Here is an 18,304-nt window from a genome sequence, read left to right on the forward strand (position 1 = left end):
CATGCATCATGATCTGATTGTATTTGCCGAGGATTGGGGTGGACTACCAAGTAGCACACAACACCTGATCAAACAGCTTGCTAAAACACGAAAAGTAATTTGGATAAACTCTATCGGCTTACGTCAACCTACTTTTACTCTTCGTGACATTAAACGTGCTTTTAATAAGTTAATAGCGACAAAAGTGGATAGCGAAACGCCACAAACTAGCGTGCCTGTTAATCCTCATTTTCAGATTATTAATCCACGCACGTTACCTGCGCCACGTAGCCATTTTGCTCGTTTTATAGCCAAAAAACTCTTGTTGTTACAGTTAAAACCAATTATTAAACAAGCGCAGTTACAAGATCCTATTCTGTGGACATCCCTTCCTACTGCTGTTGATGTGGCTGGTTACCTCAATGAGAGCGCATTAGTATATTACTGTGGTGATGATTTTTCTGGCCTTGCAGGGGTTGATCATGCCACCGTTGCACAGCGCGAATATGAACTGAGCTTAAAAGCAGATTTGATCATGGTATCAAGTGACAAACTTCTACAGCAATTTCCCTCATCTCGGACACAACTGCTCACTCATGGGGTGGATTTTACGCTATTCGCAACACCCGTGGCTCGCGCAAATGACTTACCAGATAACGGCCGTCCTATTGCTGGTTTCTATGGCAGTATTTCAGCGTGGCTTGATATTGATCTATTAGCAGCCATCATAAAGAAAATGCCACATTGGCAGTTTGTATTTATTGGCGCTACGGTTGTAGATACTTGTAAAATAAGCATCTTTGAAAACGTAACATTCTTAGGCCCACGGGATCATAGTCAGCTACCTTCATACTGCCAACACTGGACGGTTTCATTATTACCTTTTGTTGATAATGCACAAATTCAAGCTTGTAACCCCCTTAAATTAAAAGAATACCTAGCGGCGGGACGCCCTATTATTAGTACCGATTTTGCGGCCATCACCCCCTATAAAGGGTTAGTGCAAATTGCCAATAACGTCGATGCGATGGTAGAAGCCCTAAATGCGAGTGAGCAGTTACAAACACTGCCACATTTTAGTGATGCGTTACAAAGTAAAGTAATCAACAAAAGCTGGGAGTCACGCGCGACAGAGGTTAATCATTGGCTGGAGTGTTTATGAATAGCTTAAATTACCGTTTTTATTTTATTTTAGCGGGCGCTTGGCGTCGTCGCTACAGCATTCTGATACCAATGATCATTTTGCCATTGCTTGCCAGTTTATTAAGCTTTATTAGCCCTAAAAACTATGCATCGCACACCAGTATGTTAATTCAGGAAACATCAAAACTTAACCCTTTCTTGGAAGATTTAGCGGTGTCATCAATGCTAAAAGAGCGCATCAACTCATTGAAAATACTACTCCACAGTCGCCATATTTTAGGCGCTGTAGCGTCTGAACAGGGACTGGTTGATGAGCATACAACCGCGGCGCAGCACGATCACGTTATCGCTCAATTATCAAATGCGTTAAGTATTGAAATGTTGGGCAAAGATCTTATTCGTATCGATTACCAATCAAACTCACCGCTGGGTATGAAGGAGATGTTGGAATCAGTGAGCACGCAATTTATCGAGCAAGTACTCGCGCCTGAGCGATCTTCTATGAATGATTCAAGTCGCTTTTTAGCTGAGCACCTTAATAAGCGTCAAATTGAGCTTGATAAAGCAGAACTGGCAATGGCGCAATACAAAGATGCCAACGCAAATGAGTTACCAGAGCTTTACCTTACCAACATTTCTCGCCTTGCTCAGATGAAACAACGCCTTGCTGAACGTCAAGCAACACTTGATGGTGCAAGCCGAAGCTTAGGTGGCATCAATCAACAACTGTCTAAAACAAATCCTGTGCTTGGGCTTATTGAGCAGAAAATTATCGTATTACAAAGCGAATTAGCTTTATTACAAGGTCGCTATACAAATCAGCATAGCAAAGTGGTCACTGCGGTGAAAAACTTAAATCTTCTGCAAGAAGAGCGTCAAAAACTACTTAATGCTATCGAAACAAACCAAGATGAAAACTTAAGTATCGAGAAACTCTGGGCGATTGGTAATAATTACCAGATTAATAATTCACAACTACAAAACGCCACCAGCAAACAACCCCTTCTTATTTCGCAGTTAGAAAATATGCAACTGACCAGTGGCAAGGTACAGGGGTTAATTGAAGAGGTAAAAAGCTTAAAAAGCATGATTGCTGAAATTGAACAACAAATTGCCAGTTATGGTGCTAATGCCAGTCTGCTTTCAAAGTTAGAGCGAGAAGTTGCCGTTAAACGCGATCTTTACGATGACATGTTAGTACGTTTTGAAAAAGCAGGAATTACCTCTTCACTGGGGGTTTTTGAACAAGATAAACGCGTGAAGGTGATTGACCGCCCTTTCACTCCAACACGCTCTACGAATAAACCTTTAATCCTATTTATCATCAGTGGTCTCATCGGTGGCATTTTACTCGGCTGTGGATTGGCCATTATTCAAGAGTTAAGTGATAGCACACTGCGCACTCGTGAACATCTACACCGCTTAACCGGAGCACCGGTATTTAGTCGCATACCACGTATCCATAACTCACTAAACAATGAACGCATGGTTAACCCCGTTAGCAACAACCACCTTTCCAATAATTCTGCTCAAGGAGAATTCGCATGAAAACCGTCCTTCAAGTTGTACAGCACCTACGCCCAGGCGGTATCGAAACGATCGCGCTGGATCTAATCTCTTTTGCGTCGCAGGATGAACAGCACTTCATTGTTAGTTTAGAGGGGGATTTAGCTTCAGCAATCAAACAATGGCCGAAACTTGCATCCTTTGAAAAACAATTAATCTTTTTAAATAAACAGCCTGGCCTAAGCTACTCGTTACTTTTCTCATTATTAAAGTTATTCAAAAACATGTCGCCGGTAGCGGTTCATACTCACCATATTGGGCCACTATTATACGCAGGCTTAGCCGCGCGTTTAAGCTCAGTTAAACACCTTATTCATACAGAGCATGATGCTTGGCACCTAAATGATAAAAAACGTCGTTTATTACAACGTAACGCCATTAAGGTATTACACCCCACCTTAATAGCGGATGCAAAAACCGTTGCTGAGCAGATGAAAATACGCCTTAAAAGCAAACATAAGATCCGCGTTATACGCAATGGTATTAACTGTGAAACCTTCACCCCGGGCAACAAACCATCAGCCAGAGCACACTTTGATTTGCCTGAAGATAAAGTGATCATTGGTTGTAGTGGACGAATGGAAAAAGTGAAAGGACAAAGTGTCCTTATTAACGCATTAAGTATCCTACCGAAGCATGTACACCTTGCCTTTGCAGGGAGTGGTAGTACTGAAGCTGCACTACGTGAATTAGTCGACATGCTTGCGCTTAACGAACGAGTTCATTTTCTCGGTCATGTTGATCAGATGCCCCGTTTTTATCAATCCTTAGACATTTTTTGCTTACCCTCTTTAAATGAAGGTTTTCCACTTTCACCACTGGAAGCACAAGCTTGCAATATCACAACATTGGTTACCAATGTCGGTGCCAGTAAAGAAACCGTTTGCCCAGTTACAGGGCGATATGTAGTGCCTAATAACGCTAGCGCGATGGCAAAAGTACTGAAAGAAATGCTAATGACGGTCAATGAATGCTCGCCACGCACATTTGTTGAGCAACATGGCAACCTGCGTAGCATGATTAATGCCTACGCTAGCCTTCGTCATTCGCCACAATTCACAGGAGTCTGTTATGAGTAATTTACTTTTAATTGTTATTACCTTAGGCAGTGGTTTATTAGTGATTTACCATCACATTGGCTACCCATTAATGCTGCGTTTGTTAGCGAAACAGCGTTTACAAACAAAGCACAAAACAGAGCCGATTAAAGGAGATCGCCACTACACTGACTCCGACGAAGATGCGCAACTTGCTGATATTGCTATTGTGATGCCCGCTTATAATGAAGCGCAATGGATTGCTGAAAAAATTCGTAACCTGGCTGCCTTAGATTACCCAGCTAGCCATCTACAAATTATTATTGGTTGTGATGGTTGCAGTGATGATACTTTCGCATTAGCAACATCAACCGCAAAAGAGCCAGAGTGTGCACACCTCAATATCAACATTATTGAGTTTAAAGAAAACCGAGGAAAGGTTGCCCTACTCAATGACCTACTGAGCAATATCGATTGTGAATTAGTGGCACTTACCGATACTTCTGCACTGCTCTCCATTGATGCCCTATTAGTTGCAACGCAACGTTTTAACGATCCTAACATTGGCGTATTAAATGGCCATTATCGAGTTATTTCACCTGGTTCACAGGGCGAGCAAACCTACTGGGATTACCAAAGCCAAATTAAATTAAGTGAAGCTGCGCTTGGTTCAACGCTTGGAGCACACGGGGCTTTTTATATGTTTCGTTATGCACTCTTTGAGCCGCTTGCAAGCGATACTATCAATGATGATTTTATTTTACCCATGAAAATAGTAGCAGCTGGTTACCGCGCGGATTACGAACAAGCGATCAATGCGTTGGAATTAGAGAGCGCAGATAACCAACAAGATCATCACCGTCGTCGTCGTATTGCAGCCGGAAATTTACAACAACTATTGCGTTTAAAAGCACTACTGTTACCACGCTATAAAGGCGTAGCATTCTCATTTATCTCAGGTAAAGCATTACGCGTTTTAATGCCCTTTTTAATGCTCAGTGCATTATTAGGATCACTAATATTAGCCAGCCAACATGTGCTTTTTTTAGGCTTAGCCATTGCACAATTAACCGCTTATTGCATGGCAGCATGGCAGCTCATCTTCAAGCCACAACAAAGTAATAAAGCCAGTAAATTACTCGCTTATTTAGTCAGTGGTCATTGCGCAGGGTTAATTGGCAGTGTGCGATACCTGCTTCGTTTAGACAAAGGCCACTGGCACAAAGTTAACAGTTCAAAGTAACGGTTCAAAGTACCAGAAAGACAAATACAGATTAAAAATATAAATCATCACTTAAAATAGCTTAAGGAAAACATTATGAATACATTTACCCAACGTTTCGATAACAAGCCCCTTACTTCTGAGACCTATATTCACCCTGTGGTTGTATATGGAAAACGCCTTTTTGATATCCTTTTCTCAATCTGCGCATTACTCATCTTATTCCCGATTTTACCATTTATCGCGCTAGCAATTAAACTTGATAGCACTGGCCCGGTTTTTTATCTGCAACCACGACTAGGGCAATCACAGAAAGGCAACCTTAACGTTTTTAATGTGATTAAATTTAGAACCATGGGCATCGATGCTGAAAAAGAGGGAAAGGCATTATTAGCAACAAAATCTGATCCGCGTATTACACGTGTGGGTGCTTTTTTACGTAAAACTCGTTTTGATGAAACGCCACAATTTATCAATATATTACGTGGAGAGATGTCATTAATTGGTCCTCGCCCTGAGCGCCCTGAGCTCACCAGCGCAATCGATAAAAAAATGCCTTTTTTCAGTGAACGGACCTACCAAGTCCTACCAGGTTTAACTGGATTGGCACAAATAAAACAAAGTTACCTTGGCAGTGTCGATGATATTGACCAAAAACTTGCCTTTGACCATGCATATTCACTGTCTATCAGCCACCCTCTTAATTGGCTAAAAACAGATATGTTCATTTTGCTACAAACAGTACTAACGGTATTAAAGTGCAATGGATAAATTAATTAAAAAAAGCCAGCTTATGCAACGGATTTTTATAGTCATTTTGGGGCTGTCGGTATTATTGTTACTGCTTCCTGCAATAGCAAATAATATCCCTGTCTGGTGGTTAGATAACCTGCTTAATTTGCAGCTACAATGGGCACTACTGAGTGGCTTATTAATCATGCTTAACTGGTTGTATATAAAACAATGGCGCATGAGTAGTAGCTTGTTACTCAGCGGGTTAATTTTCTATAATTTAAGTTGGTTGTATTTTCCCGTTATGCAAACATCAGAAAATAAACATCAGCAAGTGACGCAAACACTGACCGTTGCTCAGTTTAATTTAAATTATAACAACCCTAATTTAAAACAGTTATTACCCAAACTCGGAAACTCAAGCTTTGATCTATTGGTTATTCAAGAGGCATCTGATAGTGAGCATAAGAACATTAATGCCCTTGCTAAATACTATCCCTATTCATTTGGATTAAGTAAGCTAGAAGCCACCCCTTCTGGTATGGCAATATTTTCACGCTGGCCAATTAGCGAACAACAGGTGCACGATCTTGGTTATAAAAGCGGGCATATATTAGAAGTTATTCTGCAAATAGGTGATATAAACACACCAGTACAGCTTTTTGCGCTTCACCCAGGCTCCCCGCGAAGCATTGAATTATGGGAGCGACGTAATCAAACATTAGCAACCGTTGCCAATAAAGTTGCCCACTCGACCTTCATAAATAAAATCGTTATTGGCGATTTTAATAGCTCACCGTGGACCACCTCATTTAAACAGTTTCAACATACAAGTGGTTTAAAAAACAGTGCGCAGGGATTTGGTTATCTACCAAGTTGGTCCTATAGCGCCAAACCAGTGCTAGCCATGTTGAGTAGCGTTTATATCGATCATCACCTAGTTAGCCCTACTTTTAAAGTCCTTGATAAGCACACACAACGTTTAGCTGGATCAGATCATTTAATGGTGATCACCGAATTAGCAATGTAAAAAATAACAAAATATCATTGCAAAAGGATTTGCAAATTGCGAAAAACTAACCTTAAAAAACCATAAAAAACGCCTAAAAAACCGTAAGCAATTGTTTTTAAATAACATAATATTTTAGGCACACCCCCTGCAATACCCCATATATCTTCAACAACCTATGGGTGATAACGATGAATATTATACAACTAGACAACAACGATCGTGCGCTTATGATTCAACTAAGCGGTGAAATGGATGCGCAAGGATGCAGTAAAATCCGTCCCGATTTAGAACAAGTAACTCAGCAACAACAGCCTCACGTCATAATCGATCTCAATGCAGTCAGCTTTATCGACTCATCTGGTATCGGCGCCATTGTGTTTCTATTTAAACGTTTAAAGGCACAAAATCGTAACTTAGAAATTATTGGCGTTCAGGGGCAACCTAAAGAGTTAATGCAGCTACTTCGTATGGACTCTGCAATTCCAATGCAATACCTTACTGAATCACAGGAGGCCCTATGCGCGCAATAATGCCTCCACTATGTCTTGCTATATTGTTAAGCACGGCAGGCTGTTCAACGACAGCCCCTAAAGGGCAAGGTGGTTTTGCTGAACATGACTATAGCCGTGATGCAAGTAGCGACGATGACTATATTAATAACTATAGCGAATCACAAAGCCATCCGATTGGTCTGGAAAATGCCCTTTATTTTGAGCAACAGTTATCAAAGCGTCACCTCGACAGCTTAATTATTGCGGGTGCGAATATCTGTTTTCCAGCAACTGTCAAGACAGCAAAGATTCGCCAAGCACGCATTTCACGTGAGCTACAAGGTGGTTTAAAAGAAGATGCAGCAAACGATTTAATCATTCAACGAGATCAGTTAAACCGTTTAGAGCGTCGCCTTAATTATGTGCAGATGCAAGAGAGTTGTTTACCAAGTTCATCGGCCAATACAGCCACATTGTCAGATGCAAGTAACGCTTCGCAAGCAAACAACTTAACAGCGGAAAAATTAGCGTATATCAGCACGTTATTAAACAATAATAATCAGTTTGTTGTTAACTCTAGTGAGCTTAACCCGCGTTATATCGGTCAACTTTCTGAAGCGTCACAGTTATTACGCGATCATCCTCAATATCATCTTAAGCTGACAGGCCACAGTGATAAAACCGGAAACTCAGAACGTAATTTAAAACTTTCTATCGCTCGAGCAACACAGGTAGAGCGTTACCTGCTGATTTTTGGTTTTAACCCCAACAATATTAGCGTTCATGGTAGTGGCGAAAAAGAGCCTTTATTTACCCAAGATAAAGCCCCTGCACGACTTGTTAACCGTCGCGTCAGCATTGAGTTATTCGAACAGAGTCCTTCATTAGAGGTAATGCCACTATGAATATCTTAAACTTGAAACGTTATTTCGCGCTGCTAATCCTGTTCACATCATCTATGATAGTGAGCGCCAACTCTATCGAGTATCAGATCCAAAATGGTGATCTTTTACAAATATCACTTCCAGGAGAGGTAGCACTTGCACAACCTTTTCAAGTAGATAGAGAGGGACGAATTATTTTACCCGAAGTAGGTGCGATGCAGGTTAGTGGCTTAACAATTGCAGCGATGACGCGTCAAGTTAGCGATAAACTTAAACAAGTTTATCTTGATATCGATAACCTCAATATTTACCTACTTAAGAAGCAGTTAATCATCAACGTTCGTGGTTATGTAGTTGAGCCAGGTGAGTTTACCCTGCAATCGGACGCTTCAATCCAATTAGCGATCTATGCTGCCGGTGGCCTACGTAAAGGGGCTCAGCTCGATAGGTTACAACTTATTCGTAATAAAAAAACCACCGTATTTAACTATAAACAATACCTCGACAGCGGTGATAGTAGCCTGCTACCTACATTACAATCGATGGATTCATTGTTCATCCCTGCTTCACCGATGACCGGAAACGTTGAAGTAGAATACAACCCTTCTGAATTAACTAATGCCGGCGACTCAGAAAATAATAGTAGCGCGATTAAAGTATTTGGCGAAGTGAACCACCCAGGTAGTTTTGCCTACAAAGAGTCGATGGATATTGTTGACCTATTAATGGGCTCAGGTGGCGTGACGCGTTACGCAGGCGTTGAAAAAATTCGTGTGATAACCGATGGCAAACCCACGTTATTTAATCTAAAAAAATACCTTGATTCAGGCGATCAACAGCACCTCCCAGCCATTCAACAAGGTGCAACCATCTTTGTCCCTAAACAGGAAGAGGAGATAAAAAGTGGTGCGAATATGGTTTACGTGATGGGTGAAGTCGCGAAACCCGGCGCTTATGAAAGCACCAAAGGCGCCACTTTTATGGATATCCTTGCCAATGCGGGCGGACCAACTCGTTTTGCAGAGTCACGCCAAATTCGAATTATTAAAGCAGATAACAGCATCATTGCTTTCGATCTAAGCGCTTATACAGAAGGACGCATTAAAAACATTCCAACCATATCAGCGGGCGACGCAATTTTTGTTCCCGAAAAAACCGACATGAATGAGAAATCGTGGTTGAAAGTGACCCCCAATCGCGCCGTCAGAGTACTTGGGTCTGTGGTAAAACCGGGCCGAATCGAATGGTCTGATGAGATGTCATTATTAGACCTATTAGCACACGTCGGGGGCCCAACACCTGAAGCTGATACCGCTAATATCGAAATAGTGGTACCACAGAGCAATGGCAGCACTCAGGTACATAACTTTAACCTAAATGCATTTTTAAAAGAGGGACAGAGCGATAAGCAGTTACCCGTGATTAAAGCAGGAAGTACGATTATGCTGCAACAGTTGCCTCAAGATCCAAGCGATAATAAATCTCAGTGGGTACGCCAATCATCGCAAAAATCGATCTATATTTTCGGACAAGTAGGCGCACCAGGCCGTTACATGTTCACTAATGAGATGAATTTTTTAGATATTTTAGCCGCCGCTGATGGCCCTACTGAACAAGCAGATCTGCGCAATATTCGTATTAATCACCGCGATGATATGCGCAAAGGCGTGAGCAAATTAGATCTCGCTTTATATTTTGAAACCGGTGACGACCACTTATTACCGAACGTTAGAACCGGCGATACTATCTACATTCCTGAAAAAAACCGTATCTGGTTAGACAAAAGCAAAGAGAGCACGGTACGTGTGCTAGGCGCAGTCAATAAACCCGGCCGTTACCGTTTTGATGACACCATGACACTGTTAGACCTACTCGCAGAGTCTGGCGGGACGGTAGAAGATGCTTTTATTGAAAATATTACCGTGGTTAATATGTCTTGCTGTCGCGATCAAGCACGTCGCTTTGATCTAAAAGAATTTACTCACACAGCAGCGTTTTCAGACCTCCCCGTGTTAAGAGCTGGCGATACTATCTATATTCCATACCGAAGCGAAAGTGGTTATGAAAAATTTCGTAAAGGTTTGACAGATGTAGTTCAGATTGTCGCGCTAGGCGCATTAATTGGTCTGTTATAAATATCAATTTATTAATACAAGTAAGGAGACAAGGTATGAATATTCCCTATCACAATATGGAAATTGAACAGATATACACACAGCTACTCAGCAATCCTCGTGCCTCTATCGCTATCTGCGCAGCGGAGCAAGGTGAAGGCGTCACCAGCCTTGCTTTTGCATTAGCGCAACGTAATTTATTAGCAGGTCATTCAACACTGTTGGTCGACCTTAACCTTTATCGCCCTTCAATAAAAAGTTTACTTACGTTTCAGGCCGACCCGACAACCTTCGCGGGTCAAACGAATAAACACAGTAAACGATCGTTATTAGGTTTACCGCAGTTAGTCTGTAGTGAGCAGAACAGCGCTGTACTCAATGGCGTGATTGCACCAAATAAGCGCCAACATATTATGAAGCTTCGTCAGCCTGGAGTTTTAGAACAATGTATCGAGGAGTGGCTTGAAGAATACGATACGGTGATCATTGATACTTCGCCACTCAATAGAATTAATGCACAAAATATTCCCCCAGAGCGAATTGCAGCTGCCTGTGATGGTGCAATATTGTGTGTACTTGCAGGGCGTACTCCTGAAGCGGCTATCGATAATGCCATGGTAAAATTAAACAGCACCCAAGCTCAATTATTAGGTTGTGTATTTAATGATCGCGACAACCCGACCTTAAAACAAGAGTTATTACGTGAAGTCGACCGTATCAAACCTATGCTTAACTTTATCAGCAGACCATTAAGAAATATGATCAATAAGAGCCGCTTACTGGCATTGGAAGTGTAATGATGGAAACGATTATAATAGAAATATTTAAACCTGTTTCAGAGAATATTGCCCGTGAATGTCGACATGCGCTACAAGAAAGCTTTGCAGAGCAAATCCCCAACACCATTGCATCGCGTATTTTACTCTGCGTCTCTGAAGCCGTCACTAACTTAGTTGAACATAACAAGCCAGCCCCTACAGACATAGGAGTTCGTTTTTTACGAATAACAAATGGCTGGCAACTTACCGTATTTGATAACGGCCAGACATGGGATCCGACAGCCAATTTAAATGACGACCTACTTACCGAATTTAGTGATATAGAAAGTGGCAGAGGCATCGCCCTATTGCATGCCCAAAGTGATGCAATTAAATACCAAGCCAGTAGCAAGTTCCATGCATTTAACCAACTACAGCTATTCTGGTCACAGCCACTGCCTACCCCTAAACAAACGATTTTACTTGTTGAGGATAACAACAGTCTGCGCTTATTGTACCAAGCGTACTTGGATAAAAAGTATCATATTGTCACGGCAAGTAATGGTTATGAAGCGCTTGATAAACTCAACCAGCAACATATTGATTTGGTGTTATCAGATATTAAAATGCCTCAAATGAATGGCCTTTCACTGCGTAAAAAAATTAACCAGCAAACTAAAAAAGCATTGCTCCCCTTTGTTTTTTTAACGGCACAAGATGATGATCTCGTTCAGCAACAGGCCTCACAATTGGGTATCGATGATTACCTTATCAAACCCGTTAACAAAGCACGTCTTTTAACCGTCATTGCGCGTGTACTTGGTCGAACACAACAGGTATACCATGGTTTGACAGAGCGCATTGATCAACAAATTAGTGACTCATTACAACCGACATTACCAACAACTTGTGATGGCTGGAATATACAAGTAGCGACACGCAATACAGGCTCTGGTGGAGGAGATTTATTACTGCATCACCGCCTAGAAAATATGACACAATTATTATTAACTGACATTATGGGCCATGATGATAGTGCTAAGTTTTTCTCGCATGCATATGGTGGTTATCTTCACGGGTTACTGCAATCGGTGCACAGTACACAACATGCTGGGACTATTTTAGAACAGCTATCTAATTGCGCTGCGCAAGACAAACTACTATCACAGGTAACACTCACCTGCTGCTCGGTACAATTATTAAAAGAAGGGATCATTTCTTTTGCCAGTGCAGGACACCCAGCCCCACTACTCATTTCAGAACAGGGCATAAGTACAGTCGAAGTATCTGGCATGCTACCTGGCTTGATGGAAAACACTCAATACCAAAGTCATCAAATAACCCTGAGAAAAGGACAGCGTATTGCTCTATTCACAGATGGTTTATTTGAGTCCGCTGAAAATAACCAAGCACGCCAACAACTCCAACAGCAAATAAGTGCTGAACTATTAGCTACGCGACAACAACCCATAGCCCAAGCAATACAGCAGGTAATGTCACGCTTTGACCAATTAACAGGTGCACAACCAAGTGATGATACATTGTTACTGTTGCTTGAGCCAATTCAGTACTAATATCAATAACAAAGGAGAGCTTATGTTATTTTGGAATACACAAAAAACCATCCTCATCATTGATGATGATCGCACCTTATTAAGGCGAGTTTCCTTTCATTTAAATAAATATAAAGGCATTGAAAGTATTGTTTTCGACAATGCTACAGAAGGGTTAGCAGCCGCCACTAGTTTAAAACCCAACCTGATTATTCTTGATTGGACCTTACCGGATATCGAGGGTATTGATGTGCTTGCTAAACTTAAAACAGCGGCAGAAACAAAAAATATTCCAGTCCTGATGCTTACAGGGCATAACAAAATTGGCAACATTGAAGATGCGTTTGAAATCGGGGCAGAGGCTTATATGGTTAAGCCCTTTGAACTTGAAAAGCTCGCAAAAAAATCTTTAAGTTTAATGAAGTAAAAAGATCATGGATATGCGTCACTCAAAGGATTGGATATGAAAAAATTTATTTTTAGCCTACTGTTGGTATTTAACAGTACTTACCTCAATGCAGAGCCCCTCACATTTGCAGTAGTGCCACAGCAGTCGCCCACTAAATTAGCAAAATTATGGCAACCTATTATTGAAAAAATTTCACAACAAACAGGCCTATCAATAAAATTTGCCACAGCTCCCAATATTCCAACCTTTGAAAAACGTTTGGCACAGGGGAAATATGATATCGCTTATATGAACCCATACCACTTCGTAGTTTTTAATCAGTCCCCAGGTTACCAAGCGATTGCAAAAGCCAAAAACAAAAGAATTAAAGGTATTATTGTGGTCGCCAAAAAGAGCCCAATAACGCAATTAAGTGAACTCAATAACGCTACATTAGCTTTTCCTGCACCAGCGGCATTTGCGGCAAGTATATTAACTCAATCAGAGCTAAGCCAACATCAGGTGAAATTCACCGCTAAATATGTATCCTCACATGACTCAGTTTATTTAACCGTAGCCAAAGGAATTTACCCTGCTGGCGGGGGAATTTTACGTACCTTTAACAATGTTTCTGCAGATATCAAAGCCAAACTTAGGGTATTGCATACAACTCCCGGTTATACACCACATGCAATAGCAGTACACCCAAGAGTCAATGCACAACAAACAGAAAAAATTCAGCAAGCATTAATCAACCTTACAGATGATGAACAAGGTGAAAGATTAATCAACAATATTAACATTAAAGGTTTTCAGGGCGCGGTCAATAAAGACTGGGATGATGTTCGCAACTTAAATTTATCGATACAGGTGACTCAATGAGCTTTCGTTTAAAGATTATTCTAGGTATTGCGTTTATTGAATCAGCATTACTCATTTTACTCATTCTCAGTGGCATGAGCTTTCTCAGTGATACCAACGAAGCGCAACTTAAACACCGTGCTGAAGCCACCTCCCTTTTATTTGCAAAAGCAGTTAAAAACCCCCTCATATCTTCCGACTTAGCAACGCTTGAAAGTTTTACACAAGATATCCTAACACTACCTGAAATCGCTTATGCACGTATTAGTAATAACGACTTTATTTTAGCAGAGGGTGGTATAGCTGAATTCCTTAATCGCCCACATGTTGCAGATAATAGCCTTGCAGAGGTTGATGACGGTACCTTTGATATTGTAATTGACATCACTGAGGGAGGTACTGTTTTCGGTACTGTCGAAATTGGGTTGTCAACAGATGCCATTAAACATTCGATCTATCAGGCACAAAGCAGAGCAATTGTCATTGCATGCCTAGAAGTCCTGTTAGTTGGCATATTCTCTTTCATGTTAGTTACTTACCTAACGCAGCAGCTACGCGAGTTAAAAAAAGCATCTGATAAAATATCAATATCAGGCCCTGGTCATCAGGTAAAGGTGACTGGAAAAGATGAAATTGCGGAGGTAGCCAACGCCTTTAATAGCATGTCATCCACCCTTGCTTCAAATTATCAAAAACTCTCTGAAAGTATTGATGCAGAGAGAAAGATGAGTGCCATTGCAAAACGTAATCAAGCACAAAACCATGCGATTCTTAGTGCTTCATTAGATGCATTAATAACTATCGATCAAGCAGGAAAAGTGGTCGATTTTAATAACGTCGCTGAAGTTACTTTTGGCTGGAAGTACGATGAAATATTTGGAAAAAATCTTGCTGATTTTATTATTCCCAAAAATAAACGCAGTGCTCATCATGCTGGTATGCAACATTTCATTCTTAATAAAGAATCCCCCGTCATTAATCAACGTTTACAGCTTAACGCATTACATAAATTGGGGCATAGCTTCCCAATCGAGATAAATATAGCACCAATCGAAACTGAACAGGGCTTACTCTTTACTGCATTTATTCGTGATATTAGTACGCGCTTAGAAGCTGAAGCAGAGCTGCGCATTGCGGCACAAACCTTTGAGTCAAGTGAAGCGATGTTTATTAGCGATGCACAGGGAAATATCATACGTGTTAATCACGCATTCACCAATATAACCGGTTATGGCGAACAGGATGTACTTGGTCAAAACCCGAAAATATTATCATCCGGCCTACATCCCACAACGTATTATCAATCGATGTGGACGACATTAGTTGAGCAAGGGAAATGGAGCGGTGAAATTTACAATAAGCGTAAAAATGGCGAAATATACCCTGAATACCTTAACATCTCAGCAGTGAAAGATGAAAGTGGTGAAACTAGCCATTACATTGCGCATTTTATGGATATCTCTGAACAAAAGAATAATGAAGAAAACCTTCGTAAAGCGCGATTAGAAGCAGAAGCAAGTAATGAATCTAAAAGTCGTTTCTTAGCCTCTATGAGTCATGAAATACGCACCCCCATGAATGCTGTTTTAGGCATCTTAGATCTACTAAAAGATACACAATTAACCGAAAAACAATTAACTCTGATCTCTACCGCGCGTGACTCTGGTGAACTATTGATGACCATCATTAATGATATTCTTGATTTCACAAAAATGGATATCGATGAAAAAGTATTACAATTATCAGTATTTGACCTACACCGACTGCTAAATAACTGTACCTCATTACTCAAACATCTTGCTGATAAAAAAGCACTTAATCTGCGAATAGAGCAATCATCAGACTTGCCACAATTTGTTCAAGGCGATCCCGATAGAATTCAGCAAATACTCATCAACCTCATTAACAATGCCATTAAATTTACTGAACAGGGCGAAGTTAGTATCATCGCAAGCCTCGACTCCGAGATAGATGGAAAATTCATTTTACGTATAAAAATAAACGATACAGGTATTGGCATTGCGCAAGATAACCAAGCTATCCTGTTTGAAGAATTTACCATGGTGGATCAAAGCCACTCTAGACGCTACGAAGGAACTGGACTCGGGCTGGCTATTTGTAAACGATTAATTACCTTGATGAATGGCGAAATTAAAGTTTGTAGTGAACTCGGTAAAGGCAGTAGCTTCGAATTTACAATCATGCTTGATAAGGCCGATGAAAATAATATTCAACAAACAATCGAGCGGGTGAAACCTCAAAAGCCTCGATCCAATATTCGCCTTTTGCTGGCTGAAGATAATCTTGCAAATCAGATGGTTATTAAAAGTATTTTAGAATTTTCTGGCTTGCAAGTTGATGTCGTCAACAATGGCTATGAGGCATTACAAGCGGTGCAAAAATCAGAATATGATATTGTTTTAATGGATATTTCTATGCCTGAAATGGATGGGATGAGCGCAACAAAAGCGATACGAGCACTTTCCTCGCCGGTCTCACAGCTTCCCATTATCGCACTGACGGCACACACACTTAGTGGCGATAAAGAGCGCTTTATTGAAGCGGGTATGAATGATTATTTAAGCAAACCCATCAATCGAAGCGCTACACTTAGTTGTATTGCACGTTGGACAGAAAGAAGACTAGAGCCACGCGATGAAACGCAAAATACTGCGCAGGCTGATGAGTCCGATAGCCAATATGTCGATGAATCTATATTAATACAGTTAGTTAATGATACCGATGCGGAAATCGTGCCAGAGTTAATTCGCTTATATGTTGAAGATAGCGAACAACGAATGCAAAAAATCGAATTAGCGATCACAGAAAGTGATATTGCCACACTTGAATTTGAGACTCATACCATCGGTAGCAGCGCAGTTGCTCATGGCAATGCTAAGCTTTATAAATTAGCAAGAAGCATTGAGCATCAATGCAGAGAAAATGAACATGAACAAGCACTTAAAGATGCAAAACAATTATTACTGGTTGCTAAAAAATCTTTTTCTTTACTCACAACACGTGCACAAAAAGGGTTTGGGTAATGTATGGCAACAAATATTGCATTGGATACCCAGACTTTAAGTTAGTTAAGTAAACGCGATAAAGTAAGCAGTGCATTATCATCATTAAGGAAGGTTTAATGAATAAAAAGCCCAGAATATTAATTGTTGAAGATTCCGCTCCACAGTCACGATTATATGAACAATATTTAAAAGGGGATGATTTAGATATTAGCGTTGTTACGAATGGCTCTGATATGCAAAAATTCATTAAAGCAACGCCACCCGATCTTATTCTTCTCGATTATAAGTTACCCGATATGGATGGCTTACAGATATTACAGTGGATGAAAAAAGATAAATTTAATTGCTTTGTCATTGTAATTACAGCGCACAGCTCTGTTGATGTCGCGGTTGATATGATGCGAAGTGGCGCCAACGACTTTCTTGAAAAACCAGTATCCGCAAGTCGCTTGAAAACCTCTGTAAAAAATCTACTTGAGCGTGCACGTTTACAATCTTTACTAGAAAATTATCAAAATACCTTTGAACGAAAAAATTACCATGGTTTTATTGGTTCAAGTTTACCAATGCAAGCAGTTTACCGAATTATCGATGCGGCAGCTCCGAGTAAAGCAACAGTGTTTATCACCGGTGAAAGTGGCACCGGAAAAGAGGTTTGCGCAGAAGCTATCCATGCCCAAGGTAGTCGCGCTAAGAAATCATTTGTGGCATTAAATTGTGGTGCCATTCCACATGATTTAATGGAAAGTGAGATCTTTGGCCATGTCAAAGGTGCATTTACCGGGGCGGTTTCAGAGCGCCAAGGCGCAGCTTCACAGGCCGATGGCGGTAGCCTTTTTTTAGATGAAATTTGTGAAATGAATTTAGACTTACAAACTAAGTTGCTACGCTTTATTCAAACAGGCACCTTTAAAAAAGTAGGCAGTAATAAGTTAGAAAAAGTCGATATTCGTTTTATCTGTGCCACTAATCGAGATCCCTTAGATGATGTGGCACAGGGGAAGTTTCGTGAAGATTTATATTATCGATTACATGTTTTACCAATTCAACTCCCTCCTTTGCGAGAGCGCGGGAGCGACATTATTGAGATTGCTACGCGTTTCCTTACAGAGTATTCGCAGGAAGAGCAAAAAGCATTTGTTACTTTTTCAGCAGAAGTTAAAACATTAATGACGGAGCAATATGATTGGCCAGGAAATGTACGCCAGTTACAAAATGTGATCCGTAATATTGTTGTATTACACAATGATACTATGGTGCAATTAGCACATCTTCCAGCTCCGTTAAACAGCTTGCAACTTCCAGTTACGACTTCAATAGAGGGGACAGAAAACAGCGATATTAGACAAGCTTCTATTCAAGGATCAACTATTTCTATTAGACCGCTTGCGCAAGTAGAAAAGGAAACTATCGAAACAGCCATTAACTTTTGTGACGGCAATATTCCCAAGGCAGCCGCCTTGTTAGATGTTAGCCCATCGACTATTTATCGTAAAAAGCAGAGTTGGGAATAAACCTAGATAAAGTGGTAAAATTAC

Annotated in this window: 15 protein-coding genes; all 15 read left to right on the plus strand. The window is 40.7% G+C overall.

Features of this window, described 5'->3' with window-relative positions; all coding sequences use genetic code 11:
* The first annotated feature begins 1 nt into the window (after nt 1).
* The 15 genes from CW745_RS03370 to CW745_RS03440 all read left to right on the plus strand — a co-directional run bounded on the left by CW745_RS03370 (nt 2) and on the right by CW745_RS03440 (nt 18,280).
* Complete coding sequence (locus CW745_RS03370; RefSeq protein WP_101107123.1) at nt 2-1,141, plus strand: glycosyltransferase; 1,140 nt, start codon at nt 2-4, stop codon at nt 1,139-1,141.
* Nucleotides 1,138-2,670, plus strand: coding sequence for a chain-length determining protein (locus CW745_RS03375; protein WP_101107124.1), 1,533 nt, complete (start codon nt 1,138-1,140; stop codon nt 2,668-2,670). The genes CW745_RS03370 and CW745_RS03375 overlap by 4 nt, the downstream gene beginning before the upstream one ends.
* On the plus strand, nt 2,667-3,767 hold the full coding sequence (locus tag CW745_RS03380) for a glycosyltransferase (protein ID WP_101107125.1): 1,101 nt from the start codon (nt 2,667-2,669) through the stop codon (nt 3,765-3,767). Before CW745_RS03375 ends, CW745_RS03380 begins: the two co-directional genes overlap by 4 nt.
* Complete coding sequence (locus CW745_RS03385) at nt 3,760-4,968, plus strand: glycosyltransferase family 2 protein (RefSeq protein ID WP_101107126.1); 1,209 nt, start codon at nt 3,760-3,762, stop codon at nt 4,966-4,968. The genes CW745_RS03380 and CW745_RS03385 overlap by 8 nt, the downstream gene beginning before the upstream one ends.
* 75 nt (nt 4,969-5,043) lie before the next feature.
* Nucleotides 5,044-5,718, plus strand: a complete 675-nt coding sequence (locus CW745_RS03390) for a sugar transferase (protein WP_101107127.1) — start codon at nt 5,044-5,046, stop codon at nt 5,716-5,718.
* On the plus strand, nt 5,711-6,709 hold the full coding sequence (locus tag CW745_RS03395; RefSeq protein WP_101107128.1) for an endonuclease/exonuclease/phosphatase family protein: 999 nt from the start codon (nt 5,711-5,713) through the stop codon (nt 6,707-6,709). Before CW745_RS03390 ends, CW745_RS03395 begins: the two co-directional genes overlap by 8 nt.
* A gap of 170 nt (nt 6,710-6,879) precedes the next feature.
* Nucleotides 6,880-7,221 (plus strand): STAS domain-containing protein, encoded by a 342-nt coding sequence (locus CW745_RS03400; RefSeq protein WP_101107129.1) that lies wholly within the window; start codon nt 6,880-6,882, stop codon nt 7,219-7,221.
* The gene (locus CW745_RS03405; protein WP_101107130.1) at nt 7,209-8,087 is read left to right on the plus strand and encodes an OmpA family protein; all 879 of its coding nucleotides are present in this window, start codon (nt 7,209-7,211) and stop codon (nt 8,085-8,087) included. Before CW745_RS03400 ends, CW745_RS03405 begins: the two co-directional genes overlap by 13 nt.
* A complete protein-coding gene (locus CW745_RS03410) occupies nt 8,084-10,201 on the plus strand; it encodes an SLBB domain-containing protein (protein ID WP_101107131.1) in 2,118 nt (705 codons plus the stop codon). Before CW745_RS03405 ends, CW745_RS03410 begins: the two co-directional genes overlap by 4 nt.
* Nucleotides 10,202-10,236: 35 nt before the next feature.
* Nucleotides 10,237-10,977: a protein SypD gene (locus CW745_RS03415; RefSeq protein ID WP_101107132.1), complete on the plus strand. Its 741-nt coding sequence runs from the start codon at nt 10,237-10,239 to the stop codon at nt 10,975-10,977.
* Nucleotides 10,977-12,512 carry a SpoIIE family protein phosphatase gene (locus tag CW745_RS03420; protein ID WP_101107133.1) on the plus strand — a complete coding sequence of 512 codons (1,536 nt, stop codon included), beginning with the start codon at nt 10,977-10,979 and terminating at the stop codon, nt 12,510-12,512. Before CW745_RS03415 ends, CW745_RS03420 begins: the two co-directional genes overlap by 1 nt.
* 22 nt (nt 12,513-12,534) lie before the next feature.
* The gene (locus CW745_RS03425; protein ID WP_193755530.1) at nt 12,535-12,918 is read left to right on the plus strand and encodes a response regulator; all 384 of its coding nucleotides are present in this window, start codon (nt 12,535-12,537) and stop codon (nt 12,916-12,918) included.
* A gap of 36 nt (nt 12,919-12,954) precedes the next feature.
* Nucleotides 12,955-13,761: a phosphate/phosphite/phosphonate ABC transporter substrate-binding protein gene (locus CW745_RS03430; RefSeq protein WP_101107135.1), complete on the plus strand. Its 807-nt coding sequence runs from the start codon at nt 12,955-12,957 to the stop codon at nt 13,759-13,761.
* Entirely contained in the window at nt 13,758-16,784 is a 3,027-nt protein-coding gene (locus CW745_RS03435; protein ID WP_101107136.1) for a PAS domain S-box protein, read from the plus strand. The genes CW745_RS03430 and CW745_RS03435 overlap by 4 nt, the downstream gene beginning before the upstream one ends.
* 98 nt (nt 16,785-16,882) lie before the next feature.
* The gene (locus CW745_RS03440) at nt 16,883-18,280 is read left to right on the plus strand and encodes a sigma-54 dependent transcriptional regulator (RefSeq protein WP_101107137.1); all 1,398 of its coding nucleotides are present in this window, start codon (nt 16,883-16,885) and stop codon (nt 18,278-18,280) included.
* Nucleotides 18,281-18,304: the final 24 nt, after the last annotated feature.

This window comes from Psychromonas sp. psych-6C06 (assembly GCF_002835465.1).
In the GTDB taxonomy this organism is placed as follows: Bacteria; Pseudomonadota; Gammaproteobacteria; order Enterobacterales; family Psychromonadaceae; genus Psychromonas.